Source organism: Billgrantia campisalis, from assembly GCF_022341425.1.
Classification (GTDB): domain Bacteria; phylum Pseudomonadota; class Gammaproteobacteria; order Pseudomonadales; family Halomonadaceae; genus Halomonas; species Halomonas campisalis.
On the sequence record NZ_JABFUC010000005.1, the window covers coordinates 219,712 to 232,110 of the forward strand.

12 protein-coding genes are annotated in these 12,399 nt (G+C 66.0%); 10 read left to right on the forward strand and 2 right to left on the reverse strand.

Annotated features, from left to right (window positions below; genetic code table 11):
* Nucleotides 1-144: 144 nt before the first annotated feature.
* The 5 genes from HOP52_RS08215 (at nucleotide 145) to HOP52_RS08235 (ending at nucleotide 5,033) form a co-directional block, all read left to right on the forward strand.
* Entirely contained in the window at nucleotides 145-921 is a 777-nt protein-coding gene (locus HOP52_RS08215; protein WP_238976891.1) for an ABC transporter ATP-binding protein, read from the forward strand.
* Nucleotides 918-1,673: an ABC transporter ATP-binding protein gene (locus HOP52_RS08220; RefSeq protein ID WP_238976892.1), complete on the forward strand. Its 756-nt coding sequence runs from the start codon at nucleotides 918-920 to the stop codon at nucleotides 1,671-1,673. Before HOP52_RS08215 ends, HOP52_RS08220 begins: the two co-directional genes overlap by 4 nt.
* A gap of 202 nt (nucleotides 1,674-1,875) precedes the next feature.
* Nucleotides 1,876-3,096 carry an ABC transporter substrate-binding protein gene (locus HOP52_RS08225; RefSeq protein ID WP_238976893.1) on the forward strand — a complete coding sequence of 407 codons (1,221 nt, stop codon included), beginning with the start codon at nucleotides 1,876-1,878 and terminating at the stop codon, nucleotides 3,094-3,096.
* A gap of 61 nt (nucleotides 3,097-3,157) precedes the next feature.
* Complete coding sequence (locus HOP52_RS08230) at nucleotides 3,158-4,045, forward strand: branched-chain amino acid ABC transporter permease (RefSeq protein ID WP_238976894.1); 888 nt, start codon at nucleotides 3,158-3,160, stop codon at nucleotides 4,043-4,045.
* A 4-nt stretch (nucleotides 4,046-4,049) separates the two neighbouring features.
* Entirely contained in the window at nucleotides 4,050-5,033 is a 984-nt protein-coding gene (locus HOP52_RS08235; protein ID WP_238976895.1) for a branched-chain amino acid ABC transporter permease, read from the forward strand.
* 60 nt (nucleotides 5,034-5,093) lie between these two features.
* Here HOP52_RS08235 and HOP52_RS08240 read toward each other — a convergent pair whose 3' ends face one another.
* Entirely contained in the window at nucleotides 5,094-5,993 is a 900-nt protein-coding gene (locus tag HOP52_RS08240; RefSeq protein WP_238976896.1) for a LysR family transcriptional regulator, read from the reverse strand.
* A gap of 129 nt (nucleotides 5,994-6,122) precedes the next feature.
* Here HOP52_RS08240 and HOP52_RS08245 point away from each other — a divergent pair, with 129 nt between their 5' ends.
* Genes HOP52_RS08245 through mtgA form a run of 3 tightly spaced genes read left to right on the forward strand, consistent with a single transcriptional unit; the run spans nucleotide 6,123 to nucleotide 8,862 of the window.
* A complete protein-coding gene (locus HOP52_RS08245) occupies nucleotides 6,123-7,232 on the forward strand; it encodes an S-(hydroxymethyl)glutathione dehydrogenase/class III alcohol dehydrogenase (RefSeq protein ID WP_238976897.1) in 1,110 nt (369 codons plus the stop codon).
* A gap of 37 nt (nucleotides 7,233-7,269) precedes the next feature.
* On the forward strand, nucleotides 7,270-8,124 hold the full coding sequence (gene fghA / locus HOP52_RS08250) for an S-formylglutathione hydrolase (RefSeq protein ID WP_238976898.1): 855 nt from the start codon (nucleotides 7,270-7,272) through the stop codon (nucleotides 8,122-8,124).
* Nucleotides 8,125-8,148: 24 nt separating this feature from the next.
* Complete coding sequence (gene mtgA, locus HOP52_RS08255; RefSeq protein ID WP_238976899.1) at nucleotides 8,149-8,862, forward strand: monofunctional biosynthetic peptidoglycan transglycosylase; 714 nt, start codon at nucleotides 8,149-8,151, stop codon at nucleotides 8,860-8,862.
* Here mtgA and HOP52_RS08260 read toward each other — a convergent pair.
* Nucleotides 8,835-9,770, reverse strand: coding sequence for a DMT family transporter (locus HOP52_RS08260; protein WP_238976900.1), 936 nt, complete (start codon nucleotides 9,768-9,770; stop codon nucleotides 8,835-8,837). The two genes, mtgA and HOP52_RS08260, sit on opposite strands and share 28 nt — an antisense overlap.
* Before the next feature lie 188 nt (nucleotides 9,771-9,958).
* On the opposite strand from HOP52_RS08260, the gene HOP52_RS08265 reads away from it, so the two are divergent.
* Together HOP52_RS08265 and HOP52_RS08270 are read left to right on the forward strand one after the other, a co-directional pair.
* Complete coding sequence (locus tag HOP52_RS08265) at nucleotides 9,959-10,345, forward strand: DUF4168 domain-containing protein (protein WP_238976901.1); 387 nt, start codon at nucleotides 9,959-9,961, stop codon at nucleotides 10,343-10,345.
* Between the two features lie 140 nt (nucleotides 10,346-10,485).
* Nucleotides 10,486-12,399, forward strand: coding sequence for a DUF294 nucleotidyltransferase-like domain-containing protein (locus HOP52_RS08270; RefSeq protein ID WP_238976902.1), 1,914 nt, complete (start codon nucleotides 10,486-10,488; stop codon nucleotides 12,397-12,399).

Here is a 12,399-nt window from a genome sequence, read left to right on the forward strand (position 1 = left end):
CAGGTGTTGCCCTGCGGGAGCGTCTCCTCTAGCTTACGTTAACGTAAAGGTTAGAAAGCCCCGGGCTGGTACACGCACAGCAGCCTTCACCACAAAGACAACAAATCAGCGCGGATCGCCAGCGCGATCCAGAGAGGACGTCTCATGACCCAGGAGTTCATACTGGAAACTCGCGGGTTGACCAAGGAGTTTCGCGGCTTCACCGCCGTGGACGATGTCAACCTGCAGGTCCGGGAAGGACATATTCATGCCTTGATCGGTCCCAATGGCGCCGGCAAGACGACCGTCTTCAATCTCCTCACCAAGTTTCTACCGCCGACCCGCGGCGAGATCCTCTATCGCGGCGACTCCATTACCGGCATGAAGGCCAATGAGATCGCCCGCCTGGGGATGGTTCGCTCCTTCCAGATTTCGGCGGTGTTCGCCCACATGACCGCGCTGGAGAACGTCCGTGTGGCGCTGCAGCGGCCCATGGGCACCTCCTTCCATTTCTGGAAGTCCGAACGCACTCTCGACCACCTCAACGACCGCGCCATCGAACTGCTCGATGAGGTGGGCCTGCGCGAGTATGCCGATGTGCTCACCGTGGAAATGCCCTACGGTCGCAAGCGCGCGCTGGAGGTGGCCACCACCCTGGCCATGGACCCGACCCTGATGCTGCTCGATGAGCCGACCCAGGGCATGGGCGCCGAGGACGTGGACCGCATCGTCGAACTGATCCGCCGCGTGGCCAAGGGGCGCACCGTGCTGATGGTGGAGCACAACCTCAGCGTAGTCAGTCGACTGTGCGACCGCATCACCGTGCTGGCGCGCGGGGCCGTGCTCGCCGAGGGCGACTACGCCGAGGTGTCCGCCGACCCGCGGGTCAAGGAGGCCTACATGGGCAGCGAAGCGGACGAAGAAGAGGAGGCCAGCGCATGAATCAGGTAGCCGAACCGGTCACCGACCCCACCCAGTATCAGGATCACGACGGCGCCGAGATGCTGCGGGTGCGTGACCTGCACGCCTTCTACGGCGAGTCGCACATCCTTCACGGCGTCGACTTCGACGTGAAGCGCGGCGAGCTGGTCACCCTGCTGGGGCGCAACGGCGCCGGGCGCAGCACCACCCTCAAGTCGATCATGAACATGGTCGGCCGGCGTACCGGCTCGATCATGATCAACGGCAACGAGACGCTGGGCATGAAGCCCCATCGCATCCCGCGGCTGGGCATCGGCTACTGTCCCGAGGAGCGCGGTATCTTCGCCAGCCTCGACGTGGAGGAGAACCTGCTGCTGCCGCCCACGGTGCGCTCCGGTGGGATGAGCATCGACGAGATCTACGCGATGTTCCCCAACCTCTATGAGCGGCGCCGCAGCCAGGGCACACGGCTCTCCGGCGGCGAGCAGCAGATGCTGGCCATGGCGCGCATCCTGCGCACCGGCGCGCGCATGCTGCTGCTCGATGAGATCACCGAAGGCCTGGCGCCGGTCATCGTCCAGAAACTCGGCGAGGTGCTGGTCAAGCTGCGCGATCGCGGCATGACCATCGTGCTGGTGGAGCAGAACTTCCGCTTCGCCGCGCCGCTGGCCGACCGCCACTATGTGATGGAGCACGGTCGAATCATCGAGGAGATCTCCAAGGCCGAGTTGCCCGGCAAGCGCGATCACCTGAACTCCCTGCTGGGGGTGTGAGCGTGGCATGCCCGGAGCGCCGGTCATCGCGTTCCCGGAGGGTGCCCGTTGCCCGGATGCCTTCCCGTAATCGCAGTATCTGTGCCGCCTCGGCGGCGAATTGAGAACCACAACAGTAGCTTTCGTAACCACCACCTCAGCGGCGACTGAACACAGCGTCCGCCACAACAACAAGCAGCCCTGCGGGGCTATGGAGACGAAAATGACCTTCATCAAGAAGACCCTCGCCAGCAGCATCGCCATTGCCGCCACCGCCGCCATGGCCGCCACCGCCCAGGCCGAGATCAGCGACGGCGAAGTGCGCATCGGCTACCTGGCCGACATGTCCGGCACCTACCGCGACCTGGCCGGCCCGGGTGGCCTCGAGGCCCTGCGCATGGCCGTGGAGGACTTCGGCGGCAACGTCAATGGCGCCGCAATCGAGGTGTTCAGCGCCGACGACCGCAACAGCGCCGACGTGGGGGCCAGCACCGTGCGGGAGTGGATCGACACCCGCAACGTCGACATGGTCGCCGGCCTGGTCGCCTCCTCGGTGACCATCGCCGTGACCCGGGTGCTGGAAGAAAACAACGGCTTCGCCATCGTCTCCGCCTCGGCGGCGTCGAGCATCACCAACGAGCACTGCACCCCCAACCATATCCACTGGGTCTATGACACCTACCCGCTGGCCAACGGTACCGCCAAGGCCATCGTCGATCAGGGTGGCGACACCTGGTTCATGCTCACCGCCGACTACGCCTTCGGTCATGCCCTGGAAGGCGATGTGACCCGCGTGGTGGAGGAGGCTGGCGGCGAAGTGGTCGGTGGCGTGCGTCATCCGTTCCCCACCGACGACTTCTCCTCCTATATCCTCCAGGCTCAGGGTTCCGGGGCCAAGATCATCGGCCTGGCCAACGCCGGCGCCGACACCGTCAACGCTATCAGCACCGCCGCCCAGTTCGGCGTCGTCGAGGCGGGACAGCAGCTTGCCGGCCTGCTGGTGTTCCTCAACGACGTCTACGCCATGGGCCTCGATACCACCCAGGGGCTGCTGCTGACCACCGGCTGGTACTGGAACATGGACGATGAGGCGCGTGAGTGGTCCGAGCGCTACTACGAGCGCATGGGCCGCATGCCGACCATGGTCCAGGCGGGCATCTACTCCAGCACCATGCACTACCTGCAGGCGGTGGAAGCGACCAACAGCGATGATCCGGCTACCGTGCGCGCGTACATGATGGAGCAGCCGATCGACGACTTCTTCGCCCGCAACGGCCGCCTGCGCGAGGACGGCCGCATGGTGCACGACATGTACCTGGCCGAAGTGAAGTCGCCGGCCGACTCCACCCACGAGTGGGACCTCTACGAGATCCTGGCCACCATTCCTGCCGAAGAAGCCTACCGTCCGCTTTCCGAAAGCCAGTGCAAGCTGGTGCAGAACTAAGCTCGGCAAGACCCGGCGGCGGCCCTGGCCGCCGCCCCTCTGACGGCGAGGAGAACCTAACATGACGATGATATTCGGGGTGCCGTTTGCGGTGTTCATGGGCCAGCTGATGCTGGGCCTGATCAACGGCGCCTTCTACGCCCTGCTGAGCCTTGGGCTCGCGGTGATCTTCGGCCTGCTGAAGATCGTCAACTTCGCCCACGGGGCCATGTACATGCTCGGGGCTTTCGCCACCCTGCTGGGCATGCGCTACCTGGGCATCAACTACTGGGCGGCGCTGCTGCTGGCTCCCCTGGTCGTGGGCCTGTTCGGGATGGTCATCGAGCGGCTGCTACTGCGCCGCATCGGCCACCTGGACCACCTCTATGGCCTGCTGCTGACCTTTGGCCTGGCGCTGATCTTCGAAGGCACCCTGGTCAACTTCTTCGGTGTCTCGGGTGCCCGCTATCCGACCCCGGAGGCGCTGCAGGGCGGCTTCCAGCTGGGCTTCATGTTCCTGCCCGTCTATCGCGCCTGGGTGCTGCTGGCAGCCCTGGTGGTCTGTCTGGGGACCTGGTTCATTATCGAGCGCACGCGGCTTGGCGCCTACCTGCGTGCCGGCACCGAGAACCCGGCGCTGATGCAGTCCTTCGGTGTCAACGTGCCGCTGCTGATCACCCTCACCTACGGCTTCGGCGTGGCCCTGGCCGCCTTCGCCGGGGTGCTGGCCGCGCCACTCTATCCGGTGTCGCCAACCATGGGCTCCAACCTCTTGATCGTGGTCTTCGCCGTGGTGGTGATCGGCGGCATGGGCTCGATCCTCGGCGCCGTGCTCACCGGCTTGGGCATGGGCCTGATCGAGGGCCTCACCAAGGTCTACTATCCCGAGGCGGCCAACACCGTGATCTTCCTGGTGATGATCCTGGTGCTGTTGATCCGACCCGCCGGTCTCTTCGGCAAGGAGGCATGACGTCATGGCCACGACCCAAACCCTGACCCCGACCATGGAGCGCCAGCGGCGCGCCAACATGCGCCGCAACCTCCTGTATATCGTGCTGATCGCGATCGGCCTGGTGGCACCCTTCTTCGCCTACCCGGTGTTCCTGATGAAGGTGCTGTGCTTCGCGCTATTTGCCTGCGCCTTCAACCTGCTGCTGGGCTACGCGGGGCTGCTCTCCTTCGGGCACGCCGCCTTCCTGGCCACCGGTGGCTACGTGACCGGCTACCTGCTGGCCAGCTACCCGGCGCTGACCCCGGAGATGGGTATCATCGTCGGTACCCTGGCGGCCCTGGCGCTGGGCACCGTGTTCGGTGCCCTGGCGATCCGCCGCCAGGGGATCTACTTCGCCATGGTGACCCTGGCCCTGGCACAGCTGGTGTTCTTCTTCTATGTCCAGGCGCCGTTCACCGGCGGCGAGGATGGCCTGCACGGGGTGCCGCGCGGCGAGCTGTTCGGTGTTATCAGCCTGCGCAGCAACCTGGCGATGTACTACTTCGTGTTCGTCATCTTCCTGATCGGCTTCGCCATCGTGCAGCGCACCGTGCATTCGCCCTACGGTCAGGTGCTCAAGGCGATCCGCGAGAACGAGCCGCGGGCGGTGTCGCTGGGCTACAACACCGACGCCTACAAGCTGCTGGCGTTCATCCTCTCCGCGGGCCTGGCCGGCCTGGCCGGCTCCACCAAGACGGTGGTGTTCCAGCTGGCCTCGCTGACCGATGCCCACTGGCACATGTCCGGCGAGGTGATCCTGATGACCCTGCTGGGCGGGGTGGGCACGCTGTTCGGCCCGGTGGTCGGTGCCGGCCTGGTGGTCAGCCTGCAGCATCTGCTGGCCCAGGGCGCCCTGGGCGCCTGGGTGGGCCCGATCCTCGGGGTGATCTTCGTGGTCTGCGTGCTCAGCTTCCGCAGCGGTATCGTCGGCGAGATCCTCAAGTCCTATCGCAAGAACTTCAAGTGAAGGCCATCGGCAAGGCCTCTTCCTCGCGCCCTTCGGGGCGCTTTTTTTGTGATGGTGATGTCATGCTGGCGATGTCGCCTGGGCCAGCCGGCCGGGCAGGTGGTCGACCAGAAAGTCGACGAACTGGCGAACCTTGGGCGAGTGCTGACGGTGCGATGGCATCACCGCCCAGACCCCGGCGTCGCGGCACTGGAAGGGAGCGAGCACCGCCAGCAGTTCGCCGCTCGCCAGGTAGGGGGCCACGTAATAGTCGGGCAACTGGGCGAGCCCCAGTCCCTTGAGCGCGGCATCCAGCAGCGCCGGTCCGGAATTGGCCTGCCAGGGCCCCTGGACGCGAACCTCGCGGTGTACGCCCTCCACGTCGAAACGCCACTGGTCGCGGGAGCCGATCAGGCAGCGGTGATGGGCCAGCTCGGCCAGCGAGTGGGGTTGGGAGATGCCGGTGAAATAGGCCGGAGAGCCGACCACGTATTCGCGCCGTGCGCACAGCCGGCGGGCGATCAGCGAGGAGTCCTGCAGGGTGCCCATGCGGATGACGACGTCATAGCCCTCGTCGATGATGTCCACCTGGCGGTTGGTGAGGTGCAGGCGCAGGTCGAGCTGGGGGTGCCGGCACAGGAAGTCGTTGGCCAGCGGGGCGATGAAGCGCTCGCCGAAGGTGGTCGCCGAGCTCAGCCGCAGCGTGCCCTGGGGGTGGTCGTGTAGCGCCTGCAGCGCCGTTTCCGCGTTGCGGAAGCCGTCGAGCAGTTGTCGGCAGTGGGTGTAATAGCGCTCGCCGGCCTCGGTCAGGCGAATCTTGCGGGTGGTGCGGTAGAGCAGTGGCAGGCCGAGCTGCTGTTCGAGCCGCGCTACCTGGCGGCTGATGTGGGAGTTGGAGACCTGCAGCTGACGCGCCGCCGCGGCGAAGGTGCCGAGCCTCACGACTTCCACGAAGGCTTCGATGCCGTCCCAGCGGGGCATGCCCCCTCCCGTTGCGTGATAGTTGGATTGTTGCTCAACAGCAATAATGTTGTGAGTCTGTTTCAATTTCATCGTGCCGGCAAGCGCGCCTAGACTGAAAGGCATGGACCACGCCATCAGGAGATCGCCATGAAATCACGCGCCGCTATTGCCCTGGAGGCCGGCAAGCCGCTCACGCTGGGCGAGATCGACGTCGAGGGCCCCAAGGCCGGGGAGGTGCTGGTGCGCATGGCCGCCACCAGCGTCTGTCACACCGACGCCTACACCCTCTCCGGGGCAGACCCCGAGGGCAACTTTCCGGCGGTGCTGGGCCACGAGGGGGCCGGCATCGTCGAGGAGGTGGGAGCGGGTGTCGCCAGCGTCATGCCGGGCGACCATGTGATTCCGCTCTATACCGCCGAGTGCGGACAGTGCAAGTTCTGTCTCTCCGGCAAGACCAACCTGTGCGGGGCCGTGCGTGCCACCCAGGGGCAGGGGCTGATGCCCGACGGCACTTCGCGCTTCTCGCTGGAGGGCAAGCCGCTGCACCACTACATGGGCTGCTCCACCTTCAGCGAATACACGGTGCTGCCCGAGGTGTCGCTGGCGGTGGTATCGAAGGAGGCCCCGCTGGACAAGATCTGCCTGCTGGGCTGCGGGGTGACCACCGGCATCGGGGCGGTGCTCAACACGGCCAAGGTGGAGCCGGGGTCGACGGTGGCGGTGTTCGGCCTGGGCGCCATCGGCCTCGCCGTGATCCAGGGCGCGCTGATGGCCAAGGCCAGCCGCATCATCGCCATCGACGTCAACCCGGAGAAGTTCAAGCTCGCCGAGCAGTTCGGCGCCACCGACTTCGTCAACCCCAAGGACCACGGCGACCCCATCCAACAGGTGATCGTGGAGATGACCGACGGCGGGGTGGACTACTCCTTCGAGTGCATCGGCAACGTCAACGTCATGCGCTCGGCGCTGGAGTGCTGCCACAAGGGCTGGGGCGAGTCGGTCATCATCGGCGTGGCCGGCGCCGGCGAGGAGATCTCGACGCGGCCTTTCCAGCTGGTCACCGGTCGGGTCTGGAAGGGCTCCGCCTTCGGCGGCGTGAAGGGACGTACCGAGCTGCCGGGCTACGTGGAACGCTACATGAACGGCGAGATCAATATCGACGACTTCATTACCCACGATATGCCCTTCGAGCAGATCAACGAGGCCTTCGAGCTGCTGCACCGGGGTGAAAGTATCCGCACCGTGCTGCACTATTGATACGAGACCGACACCGCGCGAACGAGGCCTTTTTTTCATGACCATGACCGAACACCTGGAGCTGGTATCGAGTAACAAGAGCTTTGGCGGCTGGCACAAGCGCTATCGCCACCGCTCTCGGGCGCTGGACTGCGAGATGGTGTTTGCCATCTACCTGCCTCCCCAGGCGGAAACCCAGCGGGTGCCGCTGCTGTGGTGGCTCTCGGGGCTCACCTGTACCGACGAGAACTTCATGCAGAAGGCCGGTGCCCAGCGCCTGGCCGCGGAGCTGGGCATCGCCATCGTCTGCCCCGATACCAGTCCGCGGGGCACCGACCTGCCCGGTGAGCACGACAGCTACGACCTGGGCGCCGGCGCCGGTTTCTACGTCAACGCCACGCGCCAGCCCTGGAAGGGGCACTATCGCATGTACGACTATGTGGCCGAGGAGTTGCCCTCGGTGGTGCGCCAGCACTTCCCGGCCAACGGCCGCGAGGCGATCAGTGGCCACTCCATGGGCGGCCACGGCGCGCTGATCATGGCCCTGCGCCGGCCCGGCCACTACCGCTCGGTGTCGGCCTTTTCGCCCATCGTCAACCCCAGCCAGTGTCCCTGGGGCCGCAAGGCTTTCGCTGAATACCTGGGCGACGACCCCGGCGCCTGGACCCAGTACGACGCCTGCGAACTGGTGGCCAAGGGGGCCTCGAGCCAGCGCCTGTTCATCGACCAGGGCGAGAGCGACGATTTCCTCGACGAGCAGCTCAAGCCCGAACGGCTGGAGGCGGTGTGTGCCGAGCATGATCACCCCCTGACGCTGCGGCGCCAGCCGGGGTATGATCACAGCTACTACTTCATCGCCAGCTTCATCGAGGACCACCTGCGCTACCATGCAGAGCATCTTTTCAAGCGTTGACCGATCCCCGACCCAGGGCACGGCATGATCCGGGCCCTGCTGCGCCGACTGCTGCGCTGGGCGGCCCTCGCGGTGGCCGCCTTTATTGGGCTCTCGGTGCTGCTGGTGCTGGCGCTGCGCGAGGTGCCCGCCTACGGCTCGATGGTGATGCTCGAGCGCAAGGTGCAGGGCTGGCTGGCCGGTGAGCCGGTGGCCATCCAGCACCAGTGGCGGCCCTGGAGCGAACTCTCCGACCACGCCAAGCTGGCGGTGATCGCCGCCGAGGATCAGCGCTTCCCCGACCATCGCGGCTTCGACACGGTCGAGATGCGCCGGGCCTGGGAGGCCAGCCGCAACGGCGCGCGACTGCGCGGCGCCAGCACCATCAGCCAGCAGACCGCCAAGAACCTCTTTCTGTGGACCGGACGCAGCTGGGGCCGCAAGGGGCTGGAGGCCTGGTTCACCCTGCTCATCGAGACGCTGTGGCCCAAGCAGCGCATCCTCGAGGTCTATCTCAATATCGCCGAGTGGGACCACGGGGTGTTCGGCCTGGAAGCGGCCGGTCAGCACTACTTCGGGGTGTCCGCCGATCGGGTCAGCGAGGTCCAGGCCAGCCGCCTGGCCGCCATCCTGCCCAACCCGCGAGGCTGGGACGCGGCCCGGCCCAGTCCCCATGTCGAGCGGCGCAGCCAGTGGATACGCCAGCAGATGCGCAACCTGGGCGGCGCGCGCTACCTGGAGCGGCTGGGCGGCGACTGAGCCGGCTTGCCGCGCACCGCCAGCACCACGCCCACGATGGTCACCGCCATGCCGATCAGACCGGCCAGGGGCAGCCGCTCGTCGAACAGCCACCACGCCTGCAGCGCGGTCACCGGCGGCACCAGGTAGAACAGGCTCGCCACCCGCGAGGCCTCGCCGCGGCGGATCAGCGCCATCAGCAGCAGGATGGCGCTGATCGACAGCACCAGCACCAGCCAGGCGAGGGTCAGCAGGAAGGTCGGGCTCCAGTCGATGCTGCGCTCCTCGAACAGCAGCGCCCCGAGTCCCAGCAGGCTGCCCGCCGCCAGGTACTGCACCACGGTGCCGGAGAGCAGCGGCATGCCGGTGCAGTAGCGCTTCTGGTAGAGGGTGCCCAGGGTGATGCCGCCCAGGGCGGCCAGGATGCTGGCCAGGGCGCCGAAACCGAAGCCCTGGAACAGCGCCGCGCCGGGATCGAGCTTGCTGCCCAGCACCAGCCCGATGCCCACCAGGCCGAGCGCCAGGCCCAGCCACTGTGTGGCCGTGATGCGCTCGCCGAGCAGCGGGCTCGCCAGGGTCGCGGTCAGCAGCGGCTGCAGCCCCACCAGCAGCGCGGCCAGCCCGGCCGGCATGCCCAGGTAGATGCCGTAGAAGACCCCGCCCAGGTAGGCGCCGTGCACCAGCAGCCCGGACACCCCGATGTGCGCCCAGAGCCGTGCGCCCTGTGGCCAGCCGCCGTTGAACAGCTGCACCAGCGGGATCAGCAGCATCAGGGTCAGCACGAAGCGGACGAACAGGAAGGTGAAGGGCTCGGCGTGGGGCAGGCCGAACTTGGCGCCGATGAAACCGGTGCTCCACAGGGCCACGAACAGTAGCGGCATGGCCGCCAGGCCCAGGCTTCTGAGAGCGGCAGTGTGAGGGAGGGGCATGAGGCGCGACATCCTTGGCCAACGGAAAGGCTCGACCATACTGCGTCGCGCAGGGCGGTGGAAGAGTGCCGGGATAGCGATTAGCGCACTATTGATATGTTACATAGCGTTACATTAAAGTTGTGAACCCTCCGGTGCAGGGCTCGTCACAGTGATCACATACACCGCAACACCCCTTGGAGGTATTCATGCAACGGATCACTGCCCTGTTCTCGGCTGCTCTGCTCACTGCCGGTCTGATGGCCGCCCACGCGCATGCCCAGCAGGACCCGGCAGCCGCACCGGAACAGCCGCAGGCAGCCGCCCCGGCGCAGGACTTCTCCGATGACCAGCTTCAGCAGTTTGCTGATGCGTCTCAGGAGATCGCCGTGATCTCCCAGGAGTACACCGAGCGCCTTCACGCTGCCGAAGACGAGCAGGCCCAGAATGAAGTTCGCATGGAGGCCAACGACAAGATGGTCGAAGTCGTCGAGGACAGCGGTCTCGATGTGGATACCTTCAACGCCATCGGCCATGCCATCCAGCAGGACCCGGAGCTGATGCAGCGCGTCCAGGCAATGGCCGAGCAGTCGTAAAGGCACGACTTGCCACGCTGACCGAAGGCCACCTACGGGTGGCCTTTCGCGTTGCGGGGCGGCGTGGCCGGGCTTTACAGCCGCCGGGCGCCCTTTCACACTGCCGGTAGTGCCACGCCGCCACGGAATCGGAGGGACGCATGGAAGTAGAGCTGCTGGAGATTCGCCAGCATATGGGGCGCTTTCCGCCCTTCGACAGCCTCTCCGATGAGCTGCTCGACGAGCTGGCCGGCCAGGTCGAGGTGGGCTACTTCAAGGCCGGCGCGGATATCCTGGTGCTCGACCAGGAGGTGCATGAGCTCTGCTATATCCGCAGCGGGGCCGTGGAGGTCTATCGCCGCAACGGCGACCTCTACAATCGCCTGGGGGAGGGCGATATCTTCGGCCACTTCAGCCTGCTGCGAAATCACCGCGTGCGCTTTCCGGCCCGGGCGCTGGAAGATACCCTGATCTACTTCATTCCCGAGGCGGTGTTTCGCCGTCTGTGCGAGAGCGATGAACACTTCGCCGACTTCGTCGAGCTGGACCGCCCCCGCCTGAAATCGGCGGTGGAGCAGCAGAAGAAAGCCAACGACATGATGATCACGCGGGTTCGCAAGTTGCTGACCCGCTACCCGGTGATGGTCGAGGCCAGCACCACGGTTCAGGAAGCGGCGCGCCAGATCACCAAGGCCCAGGCGTCGGCGGCGCTGGTGCTCGATGCCCCCGGCGATAACCCCCGCTACACCTTTACCGACAGCGAGGATCGCCCCTGGCAGATGTGTGGCATCCTCACCGACAGCGACTTTCGCACCAAGGTGGTGGCCGAGGGGTTGGCGCCCGATGCCCCGGTGGGGGAGCTGGTCGGCAGGCCACCGATTACCATTCAGTCCGATGAGTCGGTGCACGAGGCGATGCTCACCATGCTGCGCAACAACATCCATCACCTGCCGGTGCTCTATCGCCGTCGGCCGGTGGGGATCGTGCACCTGTCGGACATCATCCGCTACGAGACCCACTCGAGCCTCTACCTGGTGAGCAATATCTTCAACCAGTCCAGCGCCGAGGGGCTGGCCAGGCTCGCGCCCGACGTGCGGGCCGCCTTCGTGCGCATGGTGGAGGAGGGCAACAACTCCCAGATGATCGGCAGCGCCCTGTCGACCATCGGGCGTAGCTTTACCCGGCGCCTGCTGGAGCTGGCCGAGGCCGAACTGGGGCCGCCGCCGGTGCCCTACTGCTTCATGGTCAACGGCTCCATGGCACGCAACGAACAGTCCATCGTCACCGACCAGGACAATGCCCTGGTGCTCTCCGACGACTTCGATCCCGGTGAGCACGATGCCTACTTCCTGGCCCTGGCGCAGCGGGTCAGCGACGGGTTGGCTGCCTGCGGCTACACCTACTGCAAGGGCGATGTGATGGCCACCAACCGCACATGGCGCCAGCCGCTGTCGGTGTGGAAGGGCTACTTCAATGACTGGATCGACAACCCCACGCCGGAGCGGCTGCTGCACAGCTCGATCTTCTTCGACCTGGACAGCGCCTACGGCGAGGTGCCCTTCGTCGAGCAGCTTCAGGATCTGGTGGCCAAGAAGGCGCCTCAAAGCCCGCTGTTCCTGGCGGCCATGGCCCGCAACGCCCTGAACCGCACGCCGCCGCTGGGCTTCTTTCGTACCTTCGTGATGGAGAAGGACGGCAAGCACAACAACTCGATCAACCTCAAGCGCCGCGGCACGGCTCCCATGGTCGACCTGATCCGGGTCCATGCCCTGGCCTGCGGCTCCCGTGCCCAGAACAGCTTCGATCGCCTCGATGATATCGGCCGCACCCAGCTGCTGGCGCAGGGCGTCGGCGAAAAGCTGCGCTATGCCCTGGAATTTCTCGCCATGTCGCGCATTCATCACCAGGTGATCGATATCCAGGAGGAGCGGGAGCCGGACAACAACATCGAACCGGAGAACGTCGCCGACAGCGAGCGCCACAACCTGAAGGATGCTTTCCAGGTGCTGAGCAACGCCCAGAAGTTTCTCAAGTATCGCTACCCGATGCCGTCGCGCCCCGCAAGGACGCGCTGA